This window comes from Mesorhizobium sp. 2RAF45 (genome assembly GCF_052115225.1).
In the GTDB taxonomy this organism is placed as follows: Bacteria; Pseudomonadota; Alphaproteobacteria; order Rhizobiales; family Rhizobiaceae; genus Mesorhizobium; species Mesorhizobium jarvisii.
The window spans coordinates 1-25,992 of record NZ_JBFRGG010000005.1 but is presented as its reverse complement, the minus strand read 5'-3'; the positions used below and the strand labels follow the sequence as shown (position 1 = coordinate 25,992).

The window sequence follows — 25,992 nt, the reverse complement described above, 5'->3', positions numbered from 1 at the left end:
GGTCATCCCCTCGGCAGGACGAGATCGGCGATCATTTCTCCATCCTCGTCGAGCCCTTCTTCCACGAAACCGGCGGTGCGATAGAGCTGGCGTGCCGCTTCATTCTCGGGTTCGTAACAGATCGAGACGTGCCTGACGTGCACGAGCCCGCCGATCTCGTGCAGCACCGCGCGCAACGCGGCCTTGCCGTAGCCTCTGCCCTGGCTGGCGCGGTCGATCATGAAGCGGTAGATGCGCGCCTCGTCGTCATCTTCCGGCGCGTCGTACATCAGGAAACCGACGATGCGATCCCCGGCCATGATTGCGCGGGGTCGCGCGTCCTCGTCGGTTTCGGCCTCTTCCAGCGACGCCGCGTTGCCAGCGACAAGATCCATCTGCTCCGGCGCCAGTTCCAGCGACGCGACCAAGGCCCGATTGGCCTTGGTCACCGGGGCGAGGCGGATGTCTCCGGCCTTCAAGCCGACGCCTTGGCGCCGTCGTTCGTGACCGGGATCACGAAGCGATGCAGCTTGGCCGGGTTGCCGCGCCAGATCGAGTAGGGCTCAAGCTCCTCGCCCTTCATCACGAAGGAATCGGTGTCGGCCACCGATCCTTCGCCCATCACGACGCCGTAATGGACAAAGGCGGACGGTCCGAGCGTGCAGCCCTTGCCGATGCGGATGTAGTCGGACTTGAACGCGCCTTCCTCCAGCGAGTGAGCCTGGATGACGCAGCCTTCGTTGAGTGTGGCGTCATCGCCGATCTCGACCAGGGAACGTTCGGTGAGGTTGGCTCCGCCATCATAGACGCGGCTGCCGACCTTGACGCCCAGCATGCGCAGGATCACCGGCCGGAAGGGCGTGCCGGCGAACAGGCGCACGATCGGAGAATCGGCAAGCTTCCAGTGGCGTTCGTGGCGCCAGAAGGCGACGTCGTAGATGGTCGTCATCTGCGGCTTCAGCCGGCCGAAGCCAAGGCTTGCCCGTTCGACAAAAATGTAGAACGGAATGGTAATCGCCGAGGTCAGGAGCACGGCGACGAAGAGAGCCACTTCAGCCCATTCGGTGTAGTAGTTCAGCGCCCGGTCCCAGATCGCCAGCGTGGCGAACAGCATGACCCATTGTGTGGCCATGAACAGAAGGATCGTCACCGCGTTGTGCAGGTTCTTGTGCGGGATGCGCTGGCGTCGGTCCGCCTCGTCGACGCCGGCGATGAGTTCCTTGTCGCGATTGACCATGCGCGGGATTTCAAAGGCAGGCGAACCGAGGAGCCCGACATTCTCGCGCACCGGCCCATCGATGGGGATCATCACCTTGGTGCCAAGCAGGACGTTGTCGCCCGTGCGTCCATCCGGCGGGTAATAGATGTTGTTGCCGAGATAGTTGCGTTCGCCGATGCGCGTCCGCTCGAGCCGGAACGCCGAGGCGGATTTGTGCATGTTGATCATGAACAGGCCGTCCGACACCATGGTCTCGGTGCCGATCTCGCACAGAAGCGGGTTTTCGTGCTGCTGGTTGGAGCCGAAATTGGAGCCGGTCTGCACCACCTTGTTGAGGTTCCAGCCGATGGCGCGCATGTAATAGACGATCGCCGAACTGTCGCCGAACAGCAGTCCCAGCACGCGGGAATTGCTGGTGAACTCGGTGGCGGTCTGCAGCCAGTAGCGGAAGCCGTAAAGCGTGTAGGTGCGGCCGGGTTTCAGGATCACGCTGAGCAGGCGCGGCAGCACCGTCGCGGCGAGAAAAGCCGCGGCGATATAGCCGAAAAGCGTGACCGTGGTGCCGACGGCGACCACGCCGATCGTCTCCTGATAGTCGTCGCCGACATTTTCCCAATAGCTGTGGAACAGCAGCGGCAGCGGGATGACAATGGCAAACAGCCCGATCAACTGGACCGCTTCGAAGAGGAAGCGCCGGATGTCGGAAGGGTTCTCGTTGCGCACCTTGCAATAGTCCGCCGTGGTCGGCACGGCCGGCGAGCCATGCCAGTGTTCGCCATCCGGGATGCTTTGCCCGCGCTGCAGCGAGGACGAATGGCCGAGCTGGGCGCCGTCGCCGATCGAGGTGTCGATGTCGAGCGTCGAACCCACGCCGACGAAGGCATCGCGGCCGATGGTCAGCGGTCCCATGTGGATGTAGCCGGACTGCGCCCGAAAGCCGAGAATCAGCGATTCCTTGCGCAAGATGGTGTTGGCGCCGATGGAAATCAGGTCCGTACAGACCGGCACGGATTTGGATTCGATGACCGCGTTCTTGCCGATCCTGGTTCCCAGCATCTGCAGATAGAAGCTGTAGAGCGGGCTGCCGCGGAACAGCACGACTGGGGCGGTGCGGATCAAGGTCTTGACCACCCAGAAGCGGTAGTAGCGCAGGCCCCAGATTGGGAAGGCTTCCGCCTTCCAGCGGCCGACGAGTACCCATTTCGCCAGGACGGCAAAGCCCGTCATGCCGAAGAACACGCCGGCCGAGAGCGCGACGCACCTGATATAGAGCTGCAGCGGATCGTCGAGCGTGTCATACATCCAGTTGAGGCCGATGTTGAGCGCCCACAGGCCCGCATAGCTGTAGACCCCGTAAAACAGCAACTGCGCCATTCCGCAGGTCCAGTAGGCAAAATTCGATGCCTGGCGGGTGAGAACAGGCTCGTTGGTGGCGGTCGTCACCTCTTCCGAGACGCTCAGGTGCTTGGCCAGGCGCGCCACCGTCGGATGGAGATAAATGTCGCGCATGGACGTCGTCGCCCATTCCTTGCGGGTGCGCACACGGGCGCAGAAATGCGCCATCAGCAGCGAGTTGGCGCCGAGATCGTCGAAGAAATTGTCCTCGACCGAGACCTCGTCGAATTTCAGCACCGCGGCCAGCGCCTCGGCCAGGAAGCGTTCGTCGTCATTGCCGGGCGCAACCATCTCGCGGTCGGCGGAAAGCCGCACGCTGGTCGGCTTCGGCAGCTGGCGAAGGTCCACCTTGTTGGAGACCGTCATCGGGATCGCCGGCAGCTCCTCGAGATAGGAAGGCACCATGTAGTCCGGCAGGCGCCGCTTCATCGTCTGGGCGAGATCGGCGCGCGAGAGCGCCGGCTGGCCGGCCTTGGGCGCGTAATAGGCGACGAGTTCGACGCGACCGGGTTCGATCTCCCAGGTGGTGACGGCAGCCTGCGCGATCTCGGGCTGGTCCAGCAGCACCGCCTCGATCTCGCCGAGCTCGATGCGATAGCCGCGGATCTTCACCTGGGTGTCGATGCGCCCGGCATATTCGATCTCGCCGTCGCCGTTGATCCGGCCAAGGTCGCCCGTGCGGTAGATGCGCTGCGAGGGGTTGTTCGGCAGGCCGATGAAATCGGCGATGAACTTCTGTTCCGTCAGGTCTTGCCTGTTGAGGTAGCCGACCGCGAGCCCGATGCCGGCAATGCCGATCTCGCCCAGTTCACCGGGCTCGGCCAGTTCCGGCAGCGACGGGTCGAGGATGACGATGGAGTAGGTGGGCAGCGGCGCGCCGATGGTGACGGGCTTGTCCGGCGTCAGCGCACCCATCGTTGCCGTGACGGTCGCCTCGGTCGGGCCATAGGTGTTGAGGATCTGCCGCCCAGGCTTCGACCAGCGCACAACCAGATTGTGCGGGCAGGCCTCGCCGCCGACCAGGAGCGTGCGCAGGCTGGGCACGTCAGATGTCATCGACGACAGCAGCGTCGGGCTGCAGGCCATGCAGGTGATTTCATGATGGCGCAGGAAATCCGCCAGTTCCTCGCCGACGAGCGGCATCTGGCCGGGCGCTGGTACCACGGTCGCGCCGGCGACGAACGGCACCCAGATCTCCTCGGAGGAAAAGTCGAAGGCAATCGTCATGCCCTGGTAGACGCGATCGCCCGGCCTGTAGCCGTAGGATGCGGCGGCGACGCGGATGAAGTTGACGAAGCTCTGGTGCCGGATGGCCACGCCCTTCGGCCTGCCGGTCGTGCCCGACGTGTAGAGGATGTAGCAGATGTCTTCCGCCGGCGCCTCTTGCGGCTTCAGCGGCGCGCTGGACTGTTTGGCGATCTCGGCGGCGGCGCCGTCGATCAGCACGTGGGGAACCGGCAGTTGGTCGGCCCGCGACGCATAGGTGGCGATGGTGACGATCAGGCTGACGCTGGCGTCTTCGATGATGAGCGCCATGCGCTCCTGTGGAAAGGCGGTGGCCAGCGGCACGAAGGCAGCGCCTGCCTTCACCACGGCGAGCAAGGCGACATAGGTCTCCGCCGAGCGGTCGAGAATGAGCCCGACCCGGTGGCCCGGCCGCACGCCGCGCTTGATCAGCACACGGGCGAACTGGTTGGCGCGGCTGTCCAACTCCTGATAGGTCCAGGCACGTCCGTCGGAGATCACTGCCGGCAAGGTGGCGAACGTTGCGGCGAGCTCTTCGAAGACCGTGTCGAGCCGCTCGCCGGGTTGGCCTGCCCGCGCGAAATCGGCGCCGGTCAGAATCTGGCCATGCGCGGCCAGGGTCCGCTGAGCGCCCCTTACAAGGGTATCGACGCCTGCCAGCCCATTCTGGGCCAGCCCAGTTTCGGGCTGCGCGCCTGGTCTTGCCGTGTCCCTGTCCAGGGCAGCAATGTCGATACCGTAATCCATTTCCATACTTTCTCGTCCTGGCCGCGTATCGCCCGGCTGTTCATGCCGCTGTTCGAGCAGGCATTTTCGGCTGTGCCGCTGCTGCAATTTGACCCTTGTCGATGGCGGACCGAAGCTTCCGAAAAGGAAATCCGCGCAGTCCCCCGCGGGATGGTTATGCCATGCGATCTTTTCGCCAGTTTTTCCGAATTGTTGAAACTTGTTTCTGAATTGTGTCTGGGCGCTCCTCCTGCCTTGCCCCTGATGGTCTTTTCCGGAGGTGATGCCGCCGCCTTTCACCCAGGCTCTGCCAGGCCGCGATCCCTCAAATCCGCCCCTTCCAAAAATCTCACTGCCCTCGGGAATAAAGCACCGCCTTGCCGGGTCTTCCCTTCAGCGGGGCCAATCCGGCCCGCGACGCGAAGAAACGAAACAAGGATTTACCTGAAATGACCAAGCTCGCTCTCAGCGTGGCTGCGATGTTGCTTGCCTCGAGTGCTGCCTTTGCCGGCAGCGACCATGGTGCCAACAACTCCAACCAGCCTGTCGCTTCCGTCGACACCAATGCCACCGCCTCGATCCCTTACACGGCCTATGTCGATGCCAAGACGACCGGACCGAGCCGGCCGGCGACCAAAACTGATGCGGACGAACCCGGCCAGGGCATCTGGGGCCGCTGAGTTCAGGGGCGGGACAGCCTCGAGGTCCCGACCCGATCCGCGATCAGGACGGGGGGCCATGTGGCGTGGCCCTCCGTCGACCGCGATCTTTTGCCGCCACCGCAACCCACAGGAGACCACAATGTTCAGCATGACACGCCGCACAGTGCTTCAATCCGCCGCCGCCGCTGCCGCTTTCGGCCTTGCCGGCAAGCTTGAATTCACCCGCCCCGCATTCGCCGAGACGTCCGTCGAGCCGACCGTCGGCTTCTACAAATACACGGTCGGCGATATCGAGGTCACCGCCATCTATGACGGCATCTGGAAGAAGCCGCACGACCCGGCCTTCATCAAGAATGTTTCCGTCGACGACACCAAGGCGGCGCTTGCCAAGGCAGGGCTGACCACCGACTTCATGCCCATCCCGCTCACCGTCGTCGTGCTCAAGATGGGCGGCAAGCTGATCATGATGGATGCGGGCTCCGGCGTCGGCCAGTGGCAGGCCAACGCCACGCATCTGCCGGCCAACATGGCCGCCGCCGGCATCGACTACAAGGCGATCGACACCATCATGATCTCGCATTTCCACCCCGACCATGTCTGGGGCTTGATGGAGAAGGGCACCAACACGCCGGTGTTCCCCAATTCCGAGCTGATCGTCAACGCCACGGAATACAATTGGTGGACCGATCCGAGCCGGCTGGCCAAGCTGCCCGAAGGCCGCAAGCCGGCGGGCAAGCGCATCGCCGAGAACTTCCCGAAATGGAAGAACTGGAAGCTGGTCGAGGACGGCGCGGAAGTGGCGCCCGGCATCCAGATCATCGCCGCCCCCGGCCACACGCCGGGACATTCGGTGTACCTCGCCAATTCCGGCAAGGAGCAGCTGATGATCTCGGCCGACACCATGTATGTGCCGGCCCTGCTGGCGCCGCATCCGGAATGGCAGGGCAGCTACGACCAGGATGGGCCGACCGCGATCACCACGCGCCACAAGATCATCGACCGGGTGATCGCGGACAATATCCGCATTTCCGGTTCGCACTTCCCGTTCCCCGGCACCGGCGTCTTCGTCAAGGACGGCAGTGCCTATGGCTTCACGCCCGTTCAGATATGAGACCGTTTGGAAACTCTACTCTGGCGGCCATCTGAAGGCGTTTTCCGCGCTTCCCCGCTCTACTGCGTCGACGCAGTAGAGCTGAGCTCACGGACCCGAACGTCCGCGGCGCTCCGGTTCTCGAACCCACCATCCTATGACTCGCCAGAGCGAATTTCGAAACGGTCTCTCAACGCTAACGCACAAACCAAGCGAGAAAGACAATGAAACAGCTTCTTTTGGGCAGAAACGCCCTGTTCGGTCTGCTCGGCGCCATCGCCGTGCTGACCGTCGTTCCCGTCGCAACGATCATGCCCGCCTATGCGGTGGATGATATCGAGGGCGCCGACGCACCCGATCTCACCGCCGTCCAGGCCAAGATCGCCGCCAAGGATTACAAGGGCGCACTGGCCGATCTGCGCGACCTCGCACAGGACAACCAGCAGGCAGATGTCTACAATCTGCTCGGCTTCACGCTGCGCAAGACCGGCGACGTCACCACCGCGCTGACCTATTACAACAAGGCGCTGGAGCTGAAGCCCGACCACAAGGCCGCCCGCGAATATCTGGGCGAGCTCTATGTCGAGACCGGCGACATGAACAAGGCCAAGGAGCAGCTGGCCTCGCTGCAGAAACTCTGCCCCGCCGGCTGCGAGGAGCTTTCCGACCTGCAAAAGGCCATCGACACAAAGGTGACGCAGTAAGCGGTGACCCGTTCCAACTCCCCCACGGACGTGGCTACGGCATGAGCTTGGCCATGCGTTGGGGGAACCACGGGGCAATCAAGCCTCGAGCTGATCAGTCGCGGACGGGGGAGAGGTGGCCGCCAAGCGGCCCGAGTTGGGGACTGGCACTGACCGATCCAGTCCCCCACCACAGTTTGGGCGCTCGTGGCTGGCGCCCATTGCCGGAGCCGGCGCCTCTCCCTCGAGCCGGCTCCGGCCTTTTCGAACATCACATCCGGCAGGCGCCGTTTTCGCGCGTCGCACGGCGCGCGGCGCTTGCCTGTGCTCAAAGATTGGAGGCTGACCATGACACCGAACGAATTCGCCGCGAAGCTCACCGGCCTCGCCACGAAATACCACATCAGGGACGTGACCCTGCTTGCCGGCCGCCTGCTCATGTCCTTCATCTTCCTGCATGAGGGCGTGACGCTGGCCTCCCATTTCGACGGCGCCGCCAAGGCGATGGCCGCGCAAGGCGTCGGGCTGCCGTTGTTCGTCGCCACCATCGGGCTGCAACTGGGGGCAGGGCTATCGGTGGCTTCAGGGCTGCTGACGCGGCTGGGCGGCATCGGGCTCGGCCTGTTCTGCCTGTCCACGGCCTTGCTGTTCCACGTCAACTTCGCCAGCCAGAACGAGCTGCTGCATTTCGAAAAGGACCTGGCCATATCAGGCGGCATGTTCGTGCTGGCCGCCGTCGGCGCCGGCCGGATCTCGCTGGACTGGCTGCTGGCCCGCCACCTGCAAAAGCGCCAGCGCGACAGGGAAATGGTCAAGGCATTGCTGGCCGTGGAGAGCGAGTTCTCCATGGACGTGCGGCTGCCGGTTTGAGGCAGCAAGGGCTGCCGCCTTGTGCCTCGCCAGCCGCTCCAGTGCCGACCCCTGCAACACGCTCGCCCGCTGGAACCAGTCCCGGTGCTCCGCATTCTATTAGCGGGGACGCAAGGAGTGTGTGATGAAAGCGGTTTTGGCACTGGTCGCAGGCTTCGTCCTCACCCTTGCGGTCTTCGCCAGCGGGCTGGCTTTCGCCGCCTGGCTGATTCTGGCCAAGCCCGTGCATCAGGCCAGGCCCACCGACAGTGTCTCGCAACTGTGGACCAAGGACGCACAGCCCGTGGACAAGGCCGCGCCGGGCCTGGAGCGCGTGGCCGCCGCGCAGCCTCCCGCACCCGACGCCGCCGCCAGGGTGCAGTCGGTCGACCCGACCAAGACAGCCGCGGTGGCGCCCGGGGCAGACGAGCAGCAGGCCAGGCTGCCGGCTGCCCATGTCAGCTGGTGCGCGGACCGCTACCGCTCCTACAACCCCGACGACAACAGCTACATGTCCTACAGCGGACAGCAGCGCCCCTGCGTCTCGCCCTATCTCGACACCAGTGCCGACGCCGGCCAGGCCGCTCCCGACGAAGTAAGCTATGACGAGGGCGGCGCGGCGCCGCTGGTCGCGACAGCGGACCTTTCGGACGACCACGTCCAATCCTGCTTCAACCGCTACCGCTCGTATCGTCCCGAGGACAACAGCTACCAGCCCTATTCCGGTGGACCCAGGCGCCAGTGCGAATAGGCGACGCGCGCCGCTTGCCATGGAAGGTGCGGGCAGAACTTCGCTTCACGGTTTAGGCGGAGGCTCCCGATTTAGGGCGCGCAGCGCTTTGCGGCCGCATTCCACGCAAAATTCCACTCTTTGAGCGGTTCTTACCACGCCCTTTCCCACGCCCGCACAAACACCACACCCCTACAAGACGCCCAACAGCGCAACAATGAACCGAGTGCGCTGAAACCTGCAGCCGCAGGGATCCTGTGGGGGTCGCGGTTGGCCGGTTTCGCCCGAGACCATGAACACACAGCCTCACGAACGCGATGCGGGCGGCGCGTCGAGGCCGATGTCAACTTGTAGAGATGGAGACTTGAAATGAAGAAGATCATTCTGACTGCTGCTGCGTTCCTGTTCGCCTCCGGCATGGCTTTCGCCGGCTCCGACCATTTCGGCTCGGACTTCGTCCCGGCCGCCGGCAGCTACCCGACCACCCATTCGATGATGTCCTCCAAGGCGGTCGACCCGAGCGTCACCAAGAGCATCACCGGCAGCGCGGCGGGACAGTCGATCCTCGACATGCCGGCCGAATACGGCCAGGGCATCTGGGGCCACTGATATCAAGGCTGCCCAATACGGCCTGTATCCAGGTGGCGGGCTTGCCCCGCCGCCTGGATCATTTTGCGTCCTGCCCGGCGCCTCGCGCCCTCCCACCGATCCGGCAGTTCCACCCGGACCAGCGATCACGCTGATTTTTTGGATCAATCCCATCACCGCGGCGTTCATCCCTGACACGAAGGAGGAACGACAATGGGCGACGAAAGGCACGAGAAGATCCAGAAGCGCGCATACCAGATCTGGGAGCGTGAAGGCGGCGGCGATCCCGAGCATCATTGGCACCGGGCCGAGGCCGAGATCGACAGGGAAGCGGCTCTGCCGCTGACGGCCGACGACGCCTTGCCGCAGACCCGTGAGATAGCCAGCACCGACGTTCTGGAGGTCGAGGAACTGGCCATGCGCACCGGCATATCCGGCGACGAGGCGCAGGCGCTGCTCGACCGCCTGGGCACCGACCGCGCCGCAATCGAGCAGGCGGCGCGCGGGCTGAAGGCCAGGAAGGGCGCCAAATCCTAATCGGGGAGAGCGAAGATGATCCGCAAACTCAAGGATGGCAAATATCGGCTCTATTCACGCAAGAAGGATGAGAAGACCGGCAAGCGGCGGAACCTGGGGACATTCGAGACGCGCGAGGCGGCGGAGAAGCATGAGCGCGAGGTGCAGTATTTCAAGCGGCATTGAGGGGGCGCCTGGCCTCTGCAGCGCCGGGTGTCCACCTCATCCCTTGGCCGGCTCTTCGTAGATGCCAATGATGAGGAGCCATGCGCCTGAAATCAGGAAGGCGAACAGGACGATGGTTCCAAGGGCCGCGATGTAAAGGCCCACGCCGCGCCCGAGAATGAGGAAAATCGCGCCTGCAACCTCGGCCAGGTAACACATCGTGCCGCCCGCCAACCGCGGCCCGGTCAACCCGATGGTGCTCATCCCCGCCTTGATGGCCACGACATATCCCCTGACGAAGATGAATGTCGCTATGCCCCAGAGCAAAAGCCATTCGAGGCCGAGTGCCGGAAGATATTGACCACCCAGAAGCGCAAGGCTGCATGCCATGAAAATCGCGCTGAAGCCCGACAGCATGTTGATTGCCCGGTTCTTGTGCGTCGTGTTGCGGACAATGCGTTCGGGATTGATCGAGATCGCAACGAAGATCAACCCGGCAAGCCCCGCCGCGCCGCCGCCCACCATGACGAAGAAATCAGTCCATTGATCCAACATGACTTGCCCCCGAGCTTCAGCCGGCTCGATGGAGGCTAGCATGGCTGCGTTCCCGAACTCCACGGGGCGGGATAACTGATCGCGGGGTTTGTCGTTCCCACGTTCGGACCGGCGCGGCGTTCACCCCGACGGAGCAGGCACGATGGCCGACGACGACAAGATCAGGGACCGCGCCCACGCAATCTGGCAGCGCGAAGATGGCGCCCATGGCGACCACGAGCGCCACTGGCACCAGGCCGAAATGGAGATCGACAGGGTGGTCGCTTTGCCGCTTACGGCCGACGACGCGCTGCCAGAAACTAGCGAGATCGCCAGCACTGACCTTCTGGAGGTTGAGCAACTGGCCGTGCGCACCGGCCTGTCGGGCGACGAGGCGCAGGCGCTGATCGATCGGCTGGGCGCTGACCGGCCGCGACGGAACAGGCAGCGCGTGGCTTCAAGGCGAGGAGGGGCGCCAAATCCTGACCGGGGAGAACGAGATGATCCGCAAACTCAAGGACGGCAAATACCGGCTTTATTCACGCAAGAAGGACGAGAAGGCCGGTAAGCGGCACAAACTGGGGACGTTTGACGTGCGAGGCGGCGGAGTGGCTATGCCAGCAGACGATTGTAGCGTCGCGTGGCAGGCGGCAAACTTGTTACGGCAAATGCGAGTTAAAGACGTGGCTAATCATGGATCGGCAAATCAAGGCATCGGCTCCGGCAGTAGTTTTGAATTATTGTTGCCTAGGATTGACATTGGAATCGAGGCTCACCGGGCGTTAGTTGATGTTCCTCCACCAGAACGACATACTTTGGTCTAAAAATGTGGAGCGATTTTTTATCCTATATTATAGAGACGGTATTGTCGATGAAAAGTATTATTATCAGGGATTAACCTGATATAATCGGCGGAATACAATCTCTAGGAGGAATATGACCACGGATCATCATGGAAATATCCATTTTACCGTTCAATTCCATGGCGATCGCTAGCTGCTCTAAAACCTGAGTGCCGCCGGTTAGGGACTTTAAGGTATTGGCAATCAAATCAATCAAAGTGCGTATTTCGTCGGTGGAACCCGTGATGGACACTTTATCGAGAGTTTGGCTGAAGTCGCGGATCAACGCGGTGTGGGACACATCGTCTCCAATCAGAGCCTGCATAGGGGCCGGAGCGGTGCTGTGGCGCGTCACGAGTTTCTGATGTTTGCGTCGTGCAGATTTGTCGCGCTTGAACCCTTTGGAAAGCCTCTTGGTATCCTTCGATTCATAACGCAAGAACATTCTGCGGCCGGAGCCGTCCGGAGCGTTGTCAAATATAAGCTGGAACGCCGCCTCACCATCCTCAGCTGTTTTAACTAGGCTTTCCGCACACCGCAATTCCTCGACGAAGCTGTCGTTTGGCGTGGTAGGTAAGGCTTTTAGGGATGTTTCAGCGTGCTTGAAGGAGGTTCTTATTTGTTTGGCATAAGCGAAGAGAATCTTCCCCCCTTCAATGGCTAACGCCGTCGCAACCCCGGTTCCGATTGTCCAAGCGGCTTCGTCGAGCAGGCTAATCCAGTGGGAGCCGGTCTCCAGTCGTCCCACCACAAGCGAGCGACCATAGAGCCGGCGGTAGTCTGCTTGAAAATCCGCCAGCAAGCGGCCGATCTGGCCTGCGTCGATTGGCTTTTCATTGAACAGCGCCACGATTAGTGACGGTCGCTGTTCGTTCTCAAAGCCTGCAGGAATTTCAATGGCTGCCATAGTGTCTCCCCCCGGTACTGGCGTTTACTACAACTTAGCTACCGATTAGCCGAATCAAAAGCATTTCGCTAAGTTCTCTCAGTTTTGGGGGCAAACACCGTGGCGACAAAAGAATTCATCCTACAGGGCTTTTCCAAGCGCACTCATAAGGACGCGCTCAGGGAGCTGTTCGAGGTTGCCGACATTAAGAGCGTGCTGGTCAGCGTGGCGTTTGCCAGCGAGAGCGGCGTAGGGCTTATCGAGGACAAGCTTAAGCCGAGCGCGAAATTCCTGACTGTCTTTGCTGGTATCCGCAACGACATCACATCGCACCAGGCGATGATGCGGCTTCTAGGTGTAAAGGACATCACGCTTTACGCCGTCGACACCGGTGCCCGCACTATAGTGTTCCATCCCAAGCTGTTCCTGGTACGCGGCGACAAGGAAGCGCGGATGATGATAGGCAGCGCCAATCTGACGTTGGGTGGCTTGAACAACAACATTGAGGCTGGGCTGGTCCTCCACTTCGACCTCGCCAACGCGGTCGACAAGAAGGTTGTCGACGCGGTCGAGAATGAGCTTCTGGCGATGCCCAAGGATCACGCCGACAACGTTCTGCACATCAAGGATAAGAAGACGCTGGACGATATGCTGACGGCTGGAAGGCTGACAGATGAAATGGCGGTGATGCCGCCACGTCCTTCGAAGTCCGCAGGAGGCGGTGCCGGCGCCGCGGATACCATCCCTCGCATCAAGCTTCGGGTTGCAATGCTGCGGCGTGCAATGCGGAAGGCTAAGGCGGCACCCCCCAAGCAAGCTCCTGCAGTCGCTAACCCGGCTGCTGCAGCTCCGGCAGCGGCGCCTGCGCCGCCACCCTCAGTCGGCGTTGAACTTGAACTCGTCTGGGAGAGCAAATCCCTGACGCGCCGCGATCTGACAATCCCCATAGCGGGCAGGAACACCAATCCATCTGGATCCATAAATCTAGATAAGGGGCTGCTGCCGGAAGAGGTCGACCATCGCCACTACTTCCGCGACGATGTCTTTCCGGCTTTGACCTGGACCGCTGCGACACCCACGGTGGACGAGGCGTTTGCGAAATTCCGCTTGGTCATCAAGGGCATCGACTACGGCAAATACGATCTGCGAATCGGCCACACCACTAGTACGAACACTCGCAGCTACGAACAGCACAATGCGATGACTCGGTTGAGCTGGGGACCGATGGGAGTCTACGTCAGAAATACCAGCCTTATCGGCCGCAATCTGGCGATGTACCGGGACAAGGCTGACCCGACCCGGTTCGTGGTGGAGATTGACTAGGCGTCGTCGGCGAGGGACTCGCTGGAGGTGCGGTGGCGGCGGTCGCGGAGACCACGCCAACCTTCCAGCACCCGGCGCTGGTCGGCACGGCTTAGGCCGAGGGCGCCAAGGATGGTCTTCCCTTGCTTGTCTAACACCATATCCGTCGGCATTGAGCGGATGCCTTTATCCAGCTCTTGCAAGTCGATCTCGGCATCTTCTGAAACCGGAACAAGCAGCTTTTCGATTTCTGAGGGCACCAGTTCGAGCACGCCACCACCATAGTGGCGGCCCTCCAGCTCGGCGCTCAGGGCTGTAAGCGGATTGATGAAAGCCCCGACCAGCTTTTCGGCAACCACCTTACTGGCCCGAAGCCTGTAAGCGGTATCGGTCGTGTAGGCGCGGAGCGTGTTCAGGATAAGCCGAGGCGTATCGTGCGACCGTTTTAACATGCCTATTTCGGTTGCGTATACCGAAGGCACCGTAAACCAAGGCGAGCGGATGCGGCACTTGTAGCGGGTGTGCAGCTTTTCGGCCTCGCCATTGGCGATGTATTTCTGGGCGGTCGCATGCATGGCTTCCTTGCGGTCCTTAAACCACAGGAAATTGGTAGGGTTACCTTTAGCCGAGTTCGCGCGGTGCTGCCTCTCGTCGTAGATGACCCCTGGGCAATGCTCGCTACGGCCGAACATGGGGTGAGCCCATTTCGCTAGCTTGTAGCTCTGGACGGTTTCGTCTGAGACGAGGAAGAACTTATTGGCGCCGGTTACGATGCCAACATCAACCTTGGCGATATCCTTGAGCCGGTGTACGTCGTCATGTTCCGCCAATTGATCGAACAGCGAGCGGGTTTCGAGCGGCAGGAGTGCGCGGGTCCACTTACCCTGCACCGTCTTGCCGTTGATGGCCTGCGGAGCTTCGAACAGGTCAGCTGGCTTCATATTCAGAAACTCGCGTCCCTTGACGGGGAACATGCCCAGCCCTTCGGCCTTCTCGGCTTCGTTCTGACGCTTTTCCGCAAGCAGGATAACCGCACCCTGCAGCGTGCCGTCGAACCAGAGATCTTCCGGATCGATGATGACCAGTCGCCTGCACTCGCGACCCAGATAGGACCGTAGAGACTGCGCATGGGTGACATGAATGATTTCGGCTGGCACGACCATGGCAAGGCGACCGCCCGGCCGCAGCAGGGTCATGGAGGCTAGGACGAATGGCACCCAAGCGTTGGTGTGCTTGGTGAACGGCAGGTCCAGCGCGCCGAAAATCTGTTCCGAACGCACCTGAAATGGCTGGGGAAGATACTGGTAGCGGACAAATGGCGGATTTCCGACCACTGCATCGAATTTAGCGCTCCGGTGATCGGCATGCTCAATGGCCCAGCTAAGGAAGTCTTCGGCGCGGATCTCCGCCTTGAGGTCTAGCTCGTTGGCGCGGGATTGGGCCTTGCCAGCTTCATCGACATCGAGCTCAAACCCGACGATCGTGGCTTTGCCGAAGCCTCCAGCCTCTGCCATCGCGCCGAAGAAGGCGCCATCGCCGCAACTGGGCTCGAGCACGCGCTTGGGACCGATTTCCTTTACCCACCTAGCGATAAAGGCAGCCAGGTCAGACGGTGTGTAGTAGCCGCCCCGTAGCTTCTGCGCGCTCATATTCTCGATAAAATTCATGCTCACTCTCGAATCGGCTGTCAGCCTTCACTACCCGAAATACGATAGACGATTTTCGAATCTGCAATTAGGAAACTTCGAGTTTAGCAATCCATAGATGTTGCGCGAGTCCGTAGTCAATTGACTAGCACAACCTTTGCGCGAGTACATCAGGCAGGTTGTGCGGACATCAAAAATTTTTGCGAGACACTTCGCTTTCGTATGGGAGAAAGCTCGATTATCGCACTAGCGTGATTCCAAACGGATCTGTCCGCTCCTCCACCCCCCTCGTTAACCATTCGTTAACCATTCCCTCGCTAGCGTTTACCTCTCAGTAAGGATTCGCCAGCCGTGACCTTTGCCGCTCCCCTCGAGGCCAAATCCATTCGCTTTCGTGCCCGTTCTTTCGTCGCTTTCACATTGACCCCGGAAGCGCCCATGGTGGAGTGGCTGCAGGGGCTGGATCATTGGATCGGCAACTCGCCGGGCTATTTTGCCGGGCGGCCGGTGCTGCTCGATCTGAACACGCTGAAGCCGCAGACGAGCGAGATCGCGGCACTGGTGGCGGAGCTGGGGACGCGCGGCATCCGCATCTATGCCATCGAGCTGGAAGGGGCCTCGCTCGGGCCTGACCTGCCGCCTCTGCTGGTCGGCGCCAAGGAGGCGACGACGGAGGGGCTGCTGCCTGGCCGCAAGGGCGGGCAAGAGGGTTCCGGCAAGCCGGACGGCAAGGCCGCCGAGGGCAGGGCGCCGGACCATGGTGTTGACGCCGGCGGCGTTGCCAAGAGCAAGGCTGGCGCAAGCAAGACTGAGGAAAGCGAGCCGCAGGTTTCGCATTACGATTCGGGCACGCTGATGATCAAGGCGCCGATCCGTTCCGGCCAGGCGATCATGCATGCGCATGGCGATGTCATCGTGCTGGGCTCGGTCGCGTCCGGTTCGGAGATCGTCGCCGCCGGCTCGATCCATGTCTACGGCACGCTGCGCGGGCGCGCTTCGGCGGGCGCGTTGGGCAACACCGCCGCGCGCATCTTCTGCCGCCGCAACGAGGCCGAGCTTCTGTCTGTCGACGGCTGGTACATCACCGCCGAAGAGATGGAAGGGGTGTCGCGCGGCAAGCCGGTGCAGGCCTTCCTCGACGGCGACGGCCTGCGCGTCGAAACACTGAGCTGAGAACGGTCGTCAGGGCGGCTGGGATAAAACGAACAACAACGGAGGCTTTTTTCATGGGCAAGGTAGTGGTGGTCACATCGGGCAAGGGGGGCGTCGGCAAGACCACCTCGACGGCGGCGCTCGGTGCCGCCGTGGCCAAGACCGGCAAGAAGGTGGCGCTGGTCGATTTCGACGTCGGCCTGCGCAACCTCGACCTGATCATGGGCGCCGAACGCCGCGTGGTGTTCGACCTCGTCAACGTCATCCAGGGCACGGCAAAGCTGTCGCAGGCGCTGATCCGCGACAAGCGGGTCGACACGCTGTTCCTGCTGCCGGCTTCGCAGACGCGCGACAAGGACGCGCTGACGGAAGAGGGCGTCGGCGAGGTTATCGACAAGCTGCGCTCGGTGTTCGACTATGTCTTCTGCGACAGCCCGGCCGGCATCGAGCGCGGCGCGCAGCTCGCCATGCGCTTTGCCGACGAGGCGGTCATCGTCACCAATCCGGAAGTGTCGTCGGTGCGCGATTCCGACCGTATCATCGGCCTGCTCGACGCCCGCACCATGCGCGCCGAACAGGGCGAGCAGATCGCCAAGCACGTGCTGGTCACCCGCTATGACGCGGGGCGCGCCGCGCGGGGTGAAATGCTCAGCATAGACGATGTGCTGGAAATCCTGTCCGTGCCGCTGCTCGGCATCATTCCTGAAAGCCAGGATGTGCTGCGCGCCTCCAACCTCGGTGCGCCGGTGACGCTGTCCGAGCCGCTCAACACCGCGGCCAAGGCCTATATCGACGCCGCAAGGCGGCTGGAAGGCGAGGATCTGCCGGTCGTCGTCCCCTTCGAGCGCAAAGGTTTCCTCGACCGTCTGTTGGGAAGGAGGGCGGCATGATGAACGTGTTCGACCTTTTCAAGCGGCGCTCCAGCGCGCCGGTGGCGCGCGAGCGGCTGCAAGTGCTGCTCGCCTATGAGCGCCGCAACCGCAGCCAGCCCGACCTCGTCTCCATCCTGCGCGAGGAGATCATGGCGGTGATCGCCAAGCACGTGCAGATCGACCAGGACTACCTGCAGGTCTCGATGGACCGAGGCGAGACCATGTCGACGCTGGAGATCGACATCCAGATCCCCAACAAGAGCGCCGTGCCGATGGCGATCGCGGGATAGCGCCGACGCCATTTCCTCGCCCCCGCAAAGCGGGGGGTCCGAAGGACGGGCGAGACCCGTGGCTCGCCCCGGCAAGGTGGCCGCGAAGCGGTCGGAGAGGGGGCAGCGCGGCGCTCGCCGGTGCCCCCTGAATTCATTGAGGCCGAGCCATTCCCCCGCTCCGTCTCGGGCTTCGCCCGAGCCACCTCTCCCCCACATTCGTGGGGGCGAGGAACCCAGATTCTGCGAGGCCAGCGCAGCCCCGCACCCTCACGCCGCCGTCTGCGCGAGGCAGCGGATGACCAGAGCGAGGGGAGGCCGGCGCCGCATCTGGAGAGTAAGCGATGGGCACCGGCCCGGGCGGATCGACAGGTCCGCCGCGAAGGAACGGTAGCGAGCCGGGCACCGCATGGCATTGGTGCGATCGCGCAGGGTGCCAGCGGCACGTCATGGGCCCTTGATTCGGATGGCCGAGCGGCGCACCAGGAATCGCGGTCCCGGCCCTTGTCAGTCCTGCGGTTCATGCTGGTAGAGCTCGTCCATCGAGAGTGATGCCAGGGCGCCGAAGGGGGCCTGCTTCTTCACCCGGCCGCCGCTCAGGATCACCACGTCGTCGCAGAACGAGATGGTGCTGTAATGGTGGCTGATGACGATGGTCGTGCGCCGTCCCGCTCTCGACTTCAGCGTCTCGACGATGGCCGCTTCCGACAGTCCGTCGACCGCATTGGTGGCTTCGTCGAGGATGAGCAGATCGGGGTCGCGCACCAGCGCCCTGGCCAGTGCGATCCGCTGCCTCTGTCCCGCCGACAGATTGACGCCCCTGTAGCCGACGAGCGTCTCGTAGCCCTGAGGCAGCCGTTCGATGAACTCATGCGCCTCGGCCAGCCTCGCGGCGCGCTCGGCGTCTGCGAGTGTCGCCGCGTCCTGCCCGTAGCTTATGTTCTCGAAAATGGTGCCGTCGACCAGCTCCAGCTCCTGGCTGGCCAGCGCGATGTGGCGCCGCCACTGGTTGGCGTCGATGCGGTCCAGTGGCGATCCATCGACGAGGATCCTGCCCGTGTCCGGTTCCACGAAGCGGCACAGAAGATTGACGATCGTCGTCTTGCCGGCGCCGGAGCGGCCGATCAGCGCCGTCGAGCGGCCGCTGTTGATTTCGAACGTCGCCGCATGCAGCACCACTTCACGCTGGTCCGTGCCGGAATAGGTGAACGTCACGTCATCGAACTTGATGCCCCTGCGCAAACCGTGGAACGGCCCATCGCCTTGCGGCGGCTTGGGCTTGCCCGTGGGATCCAGCATCCATGTCACCTCTTCCAGCGATCCGCTCAGGCCCTGCAGCTGGCTCCACGATCCCTGCAGGGCCTGCATATGCGGCTGCAGCCTGTAGAGCAGGATGACGAAGGCGATGATCAGCGGGAAACTCACCTGCGCCAGCCAGGCGCCGATCACCACCGCCAGGAACAGCATGGCGTGGAGAACCTCCGTCAGCGGCGGCAATGCGCCCTGGCGGACCTGCAGGACGAAGGAGGCGCGGCGAACCGCATCGGACGCGGTGTCGAAGATCGCCTTCTCCCGGCCCTCCTGGCCGAAGATGCGGATCAGCCGACCGGCATGCACCAGATGCAGCATCTGCGAGGCGAGGTGGCTGTTGCGCGAAGCGACGCTGCGGCTGGGCTCCTTCAGATTGGCCGAGAGGATGGCGTGCGCGATCTGGACGAGCGCCAGGCCGAGCGTGACCAGCAGCGTCATGCGCCAGGACAAGAGCAGCAGGAAGGCCAGCAGGATGATGGCGGCCGATGCGCTGACGACCGACGACAGCATGATCTGGATGGCGTCCGATGCCCGCCAGGATTCGTTCGAGATGATGTTGAGCAGCCGTCCGGGGCTCTGCCGCAGGAAGAAGGGATAGCCGACCCGCAGCAGCTGCTCCGACAGTGCGCTGCGGATCGAATGGCTGGCCTTGCCGGAGATGAAGGTCGTCAGCAGCGTGTTGGCGAAGCCGAAGATGTTCTTCAGGACGATCGAGCCGAGGATGGCGGCCGAAATGACGACGAGCCGGTCGCGATCGCTGAAGCCCGATCCGACTTGCTGGAGAACAGCGGAGAAGCCCGCCATTCCCGTCGCATCGCCATGTCCCATGATGATGCCCAGCAGGGGGATGATCAGGCCGATGCCGAACCCTTCGAGGGCAGCGCCGACCAGGCCGAGGACGACCACGGCCGGAACCAGGCGCAGTTGCCGCGTCCCGAAGGCGCGGAACAGCATCGGCAGGCTAGGCGGGAGCAATGGCATCAGGCCTCGGCATTGGCTTGTTGGTCCTGCCGCACCGGCTCGGCCTGCGGTCGTCTCGCCAGCAGTGCGTATCTGGCCGCGCCGAGCACATTCATGCCGACGATCGGCCAATGCGACAGATCGAGTTCGCGATCGAAGGCAGGCCCGCCCGCCAATTCCCGCAGGGCGCCTCTCACGGCCCAGTAGAAATGGCGAAGCAGCCAGGGCGCATGGCGGGCATGTTTCAGGCAGAGCCCGCCATTGCCCAGGCTGTAGTCGCGGTGGAGCTTTTCGATGGCTTTGCGATCGCGCCGGCCATGGTGGTGGAATATCGTCATGTCGGGCACATACTCGACCGGGATGCCGAGCAGCACCGCCCGCACGAGGTAGTCGGTATCCTCCGCCGACCGCAACGGCCCGCCCGCGCCGAAGCGCTCGTCGAAATCGCCGATGCGGGCCGCGACGTCGCGGTGCATGGTCATGTTGCAGCCCAACACGAAGCCGCCGGGATGAATATCGGGCGTCAGCCGCTCGCGCACCCGCGATCGCTTGATCGTGAAAGGCAGGTCCCTGGGATCGCCAAGCTCGACACGGCCTCCCCGGATGAGCCCCTGTTCCCCGGAAGAATAATGTCGCTCCAGATCGCGCAGATAGTCGCAATGCACGGCGCAATCATCATCGACGAAGACCAGTACGCGCCCCCTGGCGCGCCTCAACCCGGCGTTACGGGCCGCCGCCAGCCCGGGGCGTGGCTCGTTAACGGGCGTGAATGGAATGTCCGACTTGGCGGCGATGCTGGCCAGCCGTTCCGCCGTGCGGTCGCTCGAGCCATTGTCGACGACCACGAGCTCGGCCGCGAAGCCGGCATGCGCACGGCACGCGGCCTGCACCGACTTGATGCAAGCCTCGAGCACCGCGACGCGGTTGCGCGTACAGATGATGAAGCTGACTTCCGGCGCCGATCGGTCCGGGCGCGGTCCGGCCGGGGCGCCGCCAAGCGCCGTCGATCGCTCGCGCCGCAGAGGCTGGTGGGCTTTGATCGTCATTCCTCTAGCCCACCTGATGAGATGCCAGAACCGCCGCGGCGGGCGCGGATTTGAAGAAATATTCCACGGCGTCCGCTTGCTTGCCGGCCGACAGCGAGGCGAGGCTCAGCCAGGGTGCCAAGGCGCCCGGCCGCAGCGCATATTTCTCGCGCCGCCGGATGGCGTTCCACTTCGCGGTCCGCGTCAGCAATTCATGCGTCAGGGGCGGCTGCCTTTCGTCGGTCACGAGCTGGTAGAGGAAATAGAACAGGTTGAGAGCGCCGGCCTCGAAGCTCGGCCGCGTCTCGGCCGGCAGGGAGCGGATCTGCTGCTCCAGCGCGACGATGAAGTCGGCCGCGCGGGTGACCGTGTCGAAGCTGACCGCTTCGCCGATGTCGCGCAGGTCCCACGTGGCTTCCGCGAGGCCCTCACGCTCGAGGTTCTCGGCCACGATGCGCAAATGCGTCCTGCGCATCTCCTTGCTGTGCCGGCTGGTCACGCTTGCCTGATGGACGCGGTAGACGAGCAGGTTCTCGGGCATCATGGCCGCCGGGTAGCGAGCGGCCAGCCGCCTGAAGAGATCGAAATCCTCGGCGTGCCTGTAGGTCGGGTCGTAGTGGAGAGCGGCGTCTTCGACGACCTTCCTGTTGTAGACGACCGTCGGGTGCATGAAGATGGTGAAGAACATCGCCAATATGGGCATGCGGCCGAACCGGAACACCGGATCGGGCTTGCCCCTGGCGATGCGGCCGCGGATCAGCATGTCGACGCCGGCGCCGCAGAAGCCGAGCTCGGGCCGCTGCTCGAAAAGCGCCACCTGGCGCGCCAGGCGCCAGGGATAGGCGACGTCGTCGGCGTCCATCCGCGCGACCAGCTCGCCGCTGGCGACCGCCAGCCCTTCGTTGAGCGTCGCGACGAGGCCGCGGTTTTCGCGCGAGATGATCGAGACGCGGCTGTCGGCCTGCCGGTATCGCTCGAGGATCTCGAGCGAATTGTCGCTCGAGCCGTCGTCGATCGCGACGACCTCCAGGCGGCGGTAGTCTTGCCGCAGGATGCTTCCAAGTGCTGCGGCAAGGTAGGGGCCGGCATTGTAGACCGGCAGCAGGACGGAAACGAGCGGCGCGGCGGTCATGGTCTTGCATCCGTCCGCGGGAGGTCGAGAGATGGCGCGCGGCCGTCGGGCGATCCGCCGGGATAGGCCTCCACCGGCCTCGCAAACCAGCCGGCACGGCCTGCCTGGGCTCGCCGGACATAGGGGAAGTGGCGCTTGAGGCTGTTGAGCGGCCTTTCGAAAACCAGCCAGGAAATCGCGGCCACGACAATCGTGGCAATGCTTGCAACCAGGAACCGTCCTGACCCTTGCTCCGAGACATTAAGTGGAATCCAGGGCTGCGACTTGACGGCGAGCGACAGCAATATCGGATGATAGAGATAGACGCCGTAGCTGATACGGCCGAGGGCGAGCAGCGGCGGCAGCTCCGCAAACCTGCCGGGGATGCCGCCAAGGCCGCGCGAACAGGCGGCGACGATGGCCATCAGCGGCACCAGGGGCAGGACTTGCAGCAGCAGCCAGCGGGCCCACTCCAGCGTTGGATCGGGAGGTGCCGGGACAAACCACTCGATCATCAGGAACGCGGCCGCGAAGGCAGGCCAGCCCAGCCGCATCCATTGCGGCAAGCCGGCGCCCCTCGACCGCCAGCAGGCAAGCAGCGCGCCCGACGCCAGCGCGTCCATGGATGCCGGCGGCAGCAGGTCGCGCGCCAGCGCCGGAGTGGCGGTGACCGGCCAGTAGAAGCGATAGGCCAAGGATAGCGCGATGACGCCGATGCAGATCTGTTCGAAGCGCCGGTATGGGGCCAGCAGGACCACAAGCGGCCAGGCAATATAGAACTGCTCCTCGATGCTCAGGCTCCAGAAATGGCAGAGAACCCAGGGGTTCCAGTCATTGCGCAGCGCATACCAGAAATTCGACAGGTAAAGCGCATGCCAGACCAGCGATCCCCTGGACTGCTCCAGATCGAACAGCCAGACGAAACCCAGCACGGCAAAATAGGGAGGGAATATCCGCAGCGCCCGCCTGATGTAGAAGGACCGCAGCGCGGGGCCGGCTTCAAACGCGGCGGCCGAACGCGCTTCCAGGAGCAGGCGGGTGATCAGGAAGCCGCTCAGAACGAAGAAAAGCCGCACGCCGATATGGCCCCAGAACGAAGATCCTCCCGCCGCGTAGAAATGGGAATACATCACCATCGTCACGGCGATGGCCCTGAGCGCGTCCAGCTGGATGTCGCGGGCGTTTGCCATCAGCGGGGGGCCCGATGTCCGCGATGAGGCTGGCAGAGTGCCGTTTCGAGCGGCAGACCAATGCACGCGAAATTCGCCGGGGCGCCATCAAACCCGCGCTGTGCGAGCCTGCCTGGGTCGATCTCGCAATCGACGGACGGACGGCTCAAGTCGGTCAACCCGGCGGAATCCTTCACGGCGTATGTCCAGTCGCAAAACGAGTCCCCCAGCGGATGGTTCGGTCACCGCATTGTGCAGCGCAACACAAAAAATTTAGCGACCTGAAATACTTATGTGAGCAAGGCCAAAAATTGGCAAAAATCCGCAATTTTTTCGGATTCTGGAAATTCCCCATAGCTCTTCAACTTTTTGGTTGGAGTTGTATTGGCTTGCTCGCGTTAGTTGATCGGAAACATTTCTGCTCGAGCAGATAGGAAGCATCGGAATTTTCGTTAAAAAAACCTCGAGATTTAAGAATCTACATTTTACCTATTTTGGTTCATTCGGAATCATCCGGCGAATGAACTGGAATCGTTAGCTTTTTGCGATGCAGCATAGTAGCCTTCTTTCGTTGGCTTACCACGCGGCTTGCTTCCCTCAAAAGCAGGCATCCGGCCAAGCTGCAGGTTGCTGGAAAGGCCTTTCATACGGCAAAACCATGGCTCGCCAGCGCCTCACAGCGCCGCGAGGTGACCTCCAACTTGCGATATATGTTTTTGATACGGCGCACGGCGTCGTGAACAAAATGTGTAACCAAAATCGGGGGCCGTCCGTTTATGATGCGACGGAGGCCATGCGATGTCGCGCACCTACGATCTTGCATCCGATGTTATCCGGCGTGTCTATGAAAGGCGCATAGACGCGCCGGCGATCCTCGATACCGCCAGCGAATTTCCCAACGCGGCGAAGTTCACCGGCGCCTGGCGCGATATCCGCGACGAAGCGCTTGGCGTGCGTCTGGGCAAGATCCCGCGCTTCCACGACATCATGCCGGAGCAGGCCGATATCTCGGCCAATGACGGTCTCGACTGGCGCATGTTCGTGCTCAAGGCCTATGACACGGGGGTGCCGGCGAATCTGGCGCGGATGCCGGTTCTCAGCCGCTTGCTTGCCGAATGCCCGGAAGTCAAATCGGCGGCTATCTCGTTCCTGGCGCCGCGCAAGCACATACCCAGCCATCGCGGGCCGTTCCGCGGCATCATGCGGTTTCACCTAGGCCTGGTCATCCCGCGCCAGGCCGATGGCCGCCCGGCAACCATCATGATGATCGACCATCAGGAAAAACGGATCACCGACGGCGAAGGCATGCTGTGGGACGACACCTATCCGCACGAGGTGATCAACAACGCCGATGAAGCGCGCATCGCCCTGCTGCTGGATGTCTGGCGCCCGGGCATGCCCTGGGACATGGAAATACTGTCCCGGATGATCGTGCGCGGCGTGCAGGCGGGCATGCGCCGCCGGGGCGTGTCGTTCAGCGGCTGAATCGGCGAGGGCGCCAGCGCGCTCGCACTGTCTTGACCCTATCAAGCCGCCTTCACTGCCTCAGGACAGGCAAGCCGGTTCGGCCTATCCCGATACTGCCGCGTCTGCATATCGCGGCAGGGAAGGACAAAACCAAAGTGACATCGATGCCGGTTGCCAGTCGCGAAGCGGCGCCCTTGCCCGTCGCGGCGCTGATGGGGGCCATGGTGTCGATCCAGATCGGCGCCACCTTCGCCAAAACCCTGTTCCCGCAGATCGGCGCGCAAGGCACGACGACGCTGCGGCTGGTCATCGGCGCGCTGATGCTGATCGCGGTGCTGCGGCCCTGGCAGATGCGGCCGACGCGCGCCACCTTGCCGTGGCTGGTGGCCTATGGCGTGACGCTCTGCGCGCTCAACCTGCTGTTCTATGCAGCCCTTGCCAGGATCCCGCTCGGCGTCGCCGTGGCGCTGGAATTTTCCGGGCCGCTGCTGGTGGCGACGCTGACCTCGCGGCGCGCCAGCGACTTCGCCTGGATCGCGCTTGCGCTGGCCGGCATCATCCTGTTGTCGCCGTTCATCCACTCGTTGCAGCCGCTCGATCCGACCGGGGTGATGCTGGCGCTGGCGGCCGGCGGCTTCTGGGCGCTCTATATCGTGCTGGCGCAGAAGGCGGGTGCGGAGCTTGGCACCCGCACCACCGCCTATGGGATGGCGATCGCCGCCGTGCTGGTGCTGCCCTTCGGCGTGGCGCAGGCGGGAATGGGGCTGCTGGCGCCGTCGATCCTGGTCAGCGCGCTGCTCGTCGGCCTGTTTTCCAGCGCGCTGCCATTCTTCCTGGAGATGGTGGCGCTGACCCGCATGCCGGCCCGCATCTACGGCACGCTGACGTGCCTGGAGCCGGGACTCGGCGCGCTGGCCGGCTTCCTGTTCCTGCACGAAAGCCTGACCCCGCCGCAACTGGCCGGCATCGCCGCCGTCATTGTCGCTGCCGCCGGGACGGCGCTGACCTCGAAGCCGCCGGTGCCGTCGCCGGAATAAAGGTGGACGCCAGGACCGCCCGGCGACGTCAATTTTGGCGCGAGCCGGCGCCCTGTTGTCGTCAGAACTTGACGCTGAGGTTGGAGCCCGGTCGCACAGTCGTCGCAAAATCGCCGCTCTTGCCGGGAATCGTACGGCTGGCAGCTGCGTGGCACGCGGGGGAGAAGCCATGATGAGACTACCGATCATGGCGGGCCTCGTTCTGGCAGGTTCTCCGGCGTGGGCAGGCGACATACCCTATGCGCCCTCGGCCAATGTCCCCGACTATGTCGCGACGATGACGGTTCAACCATCGGGAAATTCGGCCGGATCCCATACGAGGATCGTCACACATCATGACGGCTGGGTCCGTGTGGACGAACTCGGAACTGTCATCTACGGAAATCCGGCAAAGCAAATAACGGTCTCGTTCCTTAGAGCGGTTCACGGCTTGATGGAATCGAAGGGGATTCCCGATTTGTCGGTTTTGTGATTCAAGATGCTGGCTGGAGTGGAGGCCAGCATCTGATGACCCGACCTCTTTCCAATGATCTTCGCGAGCGGGTTGTGGCGGCGGTTTTGG

General features: G+C 63.1%; 25 protein-coding genes. 16 read left to right on the top strand and 9 right to left on the bottom strand.

Annotated elements, in window-relative coordinates; genetic code table 11:
- Positions 1 to 2: 2 nt before the first annotated feature.
- Complete coding sequence (locus AB4Z43_RS15765) at positions 3 to 458, bottom strand: GNAT family N-acetyltransferase (RefSeq protein WP_441938267.1); 456 nt, start codon at positions 456 to 458, stop codon at positions 3 to 5.
- The gene (locus tag AB4Z43_RS15760; RefSeq protein ID WP_240564483.1) at positions 455 to 4,585 is read right to left on the bottom strand and encodes a Pls/PosA family non-ribosomal peptide synthetase; all 4,131 of its coding nucleotides are present in this window, start codon (positions 4,583 to 4,585) and stop codon (positions 455 to 457) included. Before AB4Z43_RS15760 ends, AB4Z43_RS15765 begins: the two co-directional genes overlap by 4 nt.
- A gap of 428 nt (positions 4,586 to 5,013) precedes the next feature.
- On the opposite strand from AB4Z43_RS15760, the gene AB4Z43_RS15755 reads away from it, so the two are divergent.
- The 8 genes from AB4Z43_RS15755 (at position 5,014) to AB4Z43_RS15720 (ending at position 9,868) form a co-directional block, all read left to right on the top strand.
- Entirely contained in the window at positions 5,014 to 5,244 is a 231-nt protein-coding gene (locus AB4Z43_RS15755; RefSeq protein WP_019859444.1) for a DUF680 domain-containing protein, read from the top strand.
- A gap of 121 nt (positions 5,245 to 5,365) precedes the next feature.
- The gene (locus tag AB4Z43_RS15750) at positions 5,366 to 6,337 is read left to right on the top strand and encodes an MBL fold metallo-hydrolase (RefSeq protein ID WP_064981900.1); all 972 of its coding nucleotides are present in this window, start codon (positions 5,366 to 5,368) and stop codon (positions 6,335 to 6,337) included.
- Between the two features lie 203 nt (positions 6,338 to 6,540).
- Positions 6,541 to 7,020 (top strand): tetratricopeptide repeat protein, encoded by a 480-nt coding sequence (locus AB4Z43_RS15745; RefSeq protein WP_020628939.1) that lies wholly within the window; start codon positions 6,541 to 6,543, stop codon positions 7,018 to 7,020.
- A gap of 327 nt (positions 7,021 to 7,347) precedes the next feature.
- Positions 7,348 to 7,869 carry a DoxX family protein gene (locus AB4Z43_RS15740; protein WP_441938263.1) on the top strand — a complete coding sequence of 174 codons (522 nt, stop codon included), beginning with the start codon at positions 7,348 to 7,350 and terminating at the stop codon, positions 7,867 to 7,869.
- A gap of 124 nt (positions 7,870 to 7,993) precedes the next feature.
- Positions 7,994 to 8,599, top strand: a complete 606-nt coding sequence (locus AB4Z43_RS15735; RefSeq protein ID WP_441938261.1) for a BA14K family protein — start codon at positions 7,994 to 7,996, stop codon at positions 8,597 to 8,599.
- Between the two features lie 348 nt (positions 8,600 to 8,947).
- A complete protein-coding gene (locus tag AB4Z43_RS15730; protein ID WP_019859439.1) occupies positions 8,948 to 9,187 on the top strand; it encodes a DUF680 domain-containing protein in 240 nt (79 codons plus the stop codon).
- Between the two features lie 192 nt (positions 9,188 to 9,379).
- Complete coding sequence (locus AB4Z43_RS15725; RefSeq protein WP_038648089.1) at positions 9,380 to 9,703, top strand: DUF2934 domain-containing protein; 324 nt, start codon at positions 9,380 to 9,382, stop codon at positions 9,701 to 9,703.
- Positions 9,704 to 9,718: 15 nt separating this feature from the next.
- Positions 9,719 to 9,868, top strand: coding sequence for a hypothetical protein (locus AB4Z43_RS15720; protein WP_013894378.1), 150 nt, complete (start codon positions 9,719 to 9,721; stop codon positions 9,866 to 9,868).
- 36 nt (positions 9,869 to 9,904) lie between these two features.
- Here the strand turns inward: AB4Z43_RS15720 and AB4Z43_RS15715 are convergent, their stop codons facing one another.
- Positions 9,905 to 10,402 carry a hypothetical protein gene (locus AB4Z43_RS15715; protein WP_019859436.1) on the bottom strand — a complete coding sequence of 166 codons (498 nt, stop codon included), beginning with the start codon at positions 10,400 to 10,402 and terminating at the stop codon, positions 9,905 to 9,907.
- A 142-nt stretch (positions 10,403 to 10,544) separates the two neighbouring features.
- Between AB4Z43_RS15715 and AB4Z43_RS15710 the strand changes: the two genes are divergently transcribed.
- Positions 10,545 to 10,949: a DUF2934 domain-containing protein gene (locus AB4Z43_RS15710; protein ID WP_441938257.1), complete on the top strand. Its 405-nt coding sequence runs from the start codon at positions 10,545 to 10,547 to the stop codon at positions 10,947 to 10,949.
- The gene (locus tag AB4Z43_RS15705; protein WP_441938617.1) at positions 10,882 to 11,205 is read left to right on the top strand and encodes a hypothetical protein; all 324 of its coding nucleotides are present in this window, start codon (positions 10,882 to 10,884) and stop codon (positions 11,203 to 11,205) included. Before AB4Z43_RS15710 ends, AB4Z43_RS15705 begins: the two co-directional genes overlap by 68 nt.
- A 70-nt stretch (positions 11,206 to 11,275) precedes the next feature.
- Here the strand turns inward: AB4Z43_RS15705 and AB4Z43_RS15700 are convergent, their stop codons facing one another.
- Positions 11,276 to 12,130, bottom strand: a complete 855-nt coding sequence (locus AB4Z43_RS15700) for a hypothetical protein (RefSeq protein WP_441938255.1) — start codon at positions 12,128 to 12,130, stop codon at positions 11,276 to 11,278.
- Between the two features lie 99 nt (positions 12,131 to 12,229).
- On the opposite strand from AB4Z43_RS15700, the gene AB4Z43_RS15695 reads away from it, so the two are divergent.
- Complete coding sequence (locus AB4Z43_RS15695) at positions 12,230 to 13,432, top strand: hypothetical protein (RefSeq protein WP_441938254.1); 1,203 nt, start codon at positions 12,230 to 12,232, stop codon at positions 13,430 to 13,432.
- Here AB4Z43_RS15695 and AB4Z43_RS15690 read toward each other — a convergent pair.
- A complete protein-coding gene (locus AB4Z43_RS15690) occupies positions 13,429 to 15,078 on the bottom strand; it encodes an N-6 DNA methylase (protein WP_441938252.1) in 1,650 nt (549 codons plus the stop codon). The two genes, AB4Z43_RS15695 and AB4Z43_RS15690, sit on opposite strands and share 4 nt — an antisense overlap.
- 330 nt (positions 15,079 to 15,408) lie before the next feature.
- On the opposite strand from AB4Z43_RS15690, the gene minC reads away from it, so the two are divergent.
- Genes minC through minE form a run of 3 tightly spaced genes read left to right on the top strand, consistent with a single transcriptional unit; the run spans position 15,409 to position 17,371 of the window.
- Positions 15,409 to 16,230: a septum site-determining protein MinC gene (minC, locus tag AB4Z43_RS15685; protein ID WP_441938250.1), complete on the top strand. Its 822-nt coding sequence runs from the start codon at positions 15,409 to 15,411 to the stop codon at positions 16,228 to 16,230.
- A gap of 53 nt (positions 16,231 to 16,283) precedes the next feature.
- On the top strand, positions 16,284 to 17,099 hold the full coding sequence (gene minD, locus AB4Z43_RS15680; protein WP_010910549.1) for a septum site-determining protein MinD: 816 nt from the start codon (positions 16,284 to 16,286) through the stop codon (positions 17,097 to 17,099).
- The gene (gene minE, locus AB4Z43_RS15675; protein ID WP_010910548.1) at positions 17,096 to 17,371 is read left to right on the top strand and encodes a cell division topological specificity factor MinE; all 276 of its coding nucleotides are present in this window, start codon (positions 17,096 to 17,098) and stop codon (positions 17,369 to 17,371) included. The genes minD and minE overlap by 4 nt, the downstream gene beginning before the upstream one ends.
- A gap of 486 nt (positions 17,372 to 17,857) precedes the next feature.
- Here the strand turns inward: minE and AB4Z43_RS15670 are convergent, their stop codons facing one another.
- Genes AB4Z43_RS15670 through AB4Z43_RS15655 form a run of 4 tightly spaced genes read right to left on the bottom strand, consistent with a single transcriptional unit; the run spans position 17,858 to position 22,947 of the window.
- Positions 17,858 to 19,642 carry an ABC transporter ATP-binding protein gene (locus AB4Z43_RS15670; RefSeq protein ID WP_441938247.1) on the bottom strand — a complete coding sequence of 595 codons (1,785 nt, stop codon included), beginning with the start codon at positions 19,640 to 19,642 and terminating at the stop codon, positions 17,858 to 17,860.
- The gene (locus AB4Z43_RS15665; RefSeq protein WP_202362163.1) at positions 19,642 to 20,667 is read right to left on the bottom strand and encodes a glycosyltransferase family 2 protein; all 1,026 of its coding nucleotides are present in this window, start codon (positions 20,665 to 20,667) and stop codon (positions 19,642 to 19,644) included. The genes AB4Z43_RS15670 and AB4Z43_RS15665 overlap by 1 nt, the downstream gene beginning before the upstream one ends.
- A gap of 4 nt (positions 20,668 to 20,671) precedes the next feature.
- Positions 20,672 to 21,778 (bottom strand): glycosyltransferase family 2 protein, encoded by a 1,107-nt coding sequence (locus AB4Z43_RS15660; RefSeq protein ID WP_441938245.1) that lies wholly within the window; start codon positions 21,776 to 21,778, stop codon positions 20,672 to 20,674.
- Positions 21,775 to 22,947 (bottom strand): acyltransferase family protein, encoded by a 1,173-nt coding sequence (locus tag AB4Z43_RS15655; RefSeq protein WP_441938243.1) that lies wholly within the window; start codon positions 22,945 to 22,947, stop codon positions 21,775 to 21,777. Before AB4Z43_RS15655 ends, AB4Z43_RS15660 begins: the two co-directional genes overlap by 4 nt.
- 777 nt (positions 22,948 to 23,724) lie before the next feature.
- Between AB4Z43_RS15655 and AB4Z43_RS15650 the strand changes: the two genes are divergently transcribed.
- Both AB4Z43_RS15650 and AB4Z43_RS15645 read left to right on the top strand, forming a co-directional pair.
- Positions 23,725 to 24,411, top strand: a complete 687-nt coding sequence (locus tag AB4Z43_RS15650) for an aspartyl/asparaginyl beta-hydroxylase domain-containing protein (RefSeq protein ID WP_441938241.1) — start codon at positions 23,725 to 23,727, stop codon at positions 24,409 to 24,411.
- A gap of 137 nt (positions 24,412 to 24,548) precedes the next feature.
- A complete protein-coding gene (locus tag AB4Z43_RS15645; protein WP_038648065.1) occupies positions 24,549 to 25,430 on the top strand; it encodes an EamA family transporter in 882 nt (293 codons plus the stop codon).
- Positions 25,431 to 25,992 lie beyond the last annotated feature (562 nt).

Excerpts from the sequence above, each read along its gene's own strand:
- AB4Z43_RS15760 (WP_240564483.1), bottom strand. The coding sequence starts at position 4,585 with ATGGATTACGGTATCGACATTGCTGCCCTGGACAGGGACACGGCAAGA.
- AB4Z43_RS15755 (WP_019859444.1), top strand. The coding sequence starts at position 5,014 with ATGACCAAGCTCGCTCTCAGCGTGGCTGCGATGTTGCTTGCCTCGAGT.
- AB4Z43_RS15750 (WP_064981900.1), top strand. The coding sequence starts at position 5,366 with ATGTTCAGCATGACACGCCGCACAGTGCTTCAATCCGCCGCCGCCGCT.
- AB4Z43_RS15745 (WP_020628939.1), top strand. The coding sequence starts at position 6,541 with ATGAAACAGCTTCTTTTGGGCAGAAACGCCCTGTTCGGTCTGCTCGGC.
- AB4Z43_RS15740 (WP_441938263.1), top strand. The coding sequence starts at position 7,348 with ATGACACCGAACGAATTCGCCGCGAAGCTCACCGGCCTCGCCACGAAA.
- AB4Z43_RS15735 (WP_441938261.1), top strand. The coding sequence starts at position 7,994 with ATGAAAGCGGTTTTGGCACTGGTCGCAGGCTTCGTCCTCACCCTTGCG.
- AB4Z43_RS15730 (WP_019859439.1), top strand. The coding sequence starts at position 8,948 with ATGAAGAAGATCATTCTGACTGCTGCTGCGTTCCTGTTCGCCTCCGGC.
- AB4Z43_RS15725 (WP_038648089.1), top strand. The coding sequence starts at position 9,380 with ATGGGCGACGAAAGGCACGAGAAGATCCAGAAGCGCGCATACCAGATC.
- AB4Z43_RS15720 (WP_013894378.1), top strand. The coding sequence starts at position 9,719 with ATGATCCGCAAACTCAAGGATGGCAAATATCGGCTCTATTCACGCAAG.
- AB4Z43_RS15715 (WP_019859436.1), bottom strand. The coding sequence starts at position 10,402 with ATGTTGGATCAATGGACTGATTTCTTCGTCATGGTGGGCGGCGGCGCG.
- AB4Z43_RS15710 (WP_441938257.1), top strand. The coding sequence starts at position 10,545 with ATGGCCGACGACGACAAGATCAGGGACCGCGCCCACGCAATCTGGCAG.
- AB4Z43_RS15705 (WP_441938617.1), top strand. The coding sequence starts at position 10,882 with ATGATCCGCAAACTCAAGGACGGCAAATACCGGCTTTATTCACGCAAG.
- AB4Z43_RS15700 (WP_441938255.1), bottom strand. The coding sequence starts at position 12,130 with ATGGCAGCCATTGAAATTCCTGCAGGCTTTGAGAACGAACAGCGACCG.
- AB4Z43_RS15690 (WP_441938252.1), bottom strand. The coding sequence starts at position 15,078 with ATGAATTTTATCGAGAATATGAGCGCGCAGAAGCTACGGGGCGGCTAC.
- minD (WP_010910549.1), top strand. The coding sequence starts at position 16,284 with ATGGGCAAGGTAGTGGTGGTCACATCGGGCAAGGGGGGCGTCGGCAAG.
- minE (WP_010910548.1), top strand. The coding sequence starts at position 17,096 with ATGATGAACGTGTTCGACCTTTTCAAGCGGCGCTCCAGCGCGCCGGTG.
- AB4Z43_RS15670 (WP_441938247.1), bottom strand. The coding sequence starts at position 19,642 with ATGCCATTGCTCCCGCCTAGCCTGCCGATGCTGTTCCGCGCCTTCGGG.
- AB4Z43_RS15665 (WP_202362163.1), bottom strand. The coding sequence starts at position 20,667 with ATGACGATCAAAGCCCACCAGCCTCTGCGGCGCGAGCGATCGACGGCG.
- AB4Z43_RS15660 (WP_441938245.1), bottom strand. The coding sequence starts at position 21,778 with ATGACCGCCGCGCCGCTCGTTTCCGTCCTGCTGCCGGTCTACAATGCC.
- AB4Z43_RS15655 (WP_441938243.1), bottom strand. The coding sequence starts at position 22,947 with ATGGCAAACGCCCGCGACATCCAGCTGGACGCGCTCAGGGCCATCGCC.
- AB4Z43_RS15650 (WP_441938241.1), top strand. The coding sequence starts at position 23,725 with ATGTCGCGCACCTACGATCTTGCATCCGATGTTATCCGGCGTGTCTAT.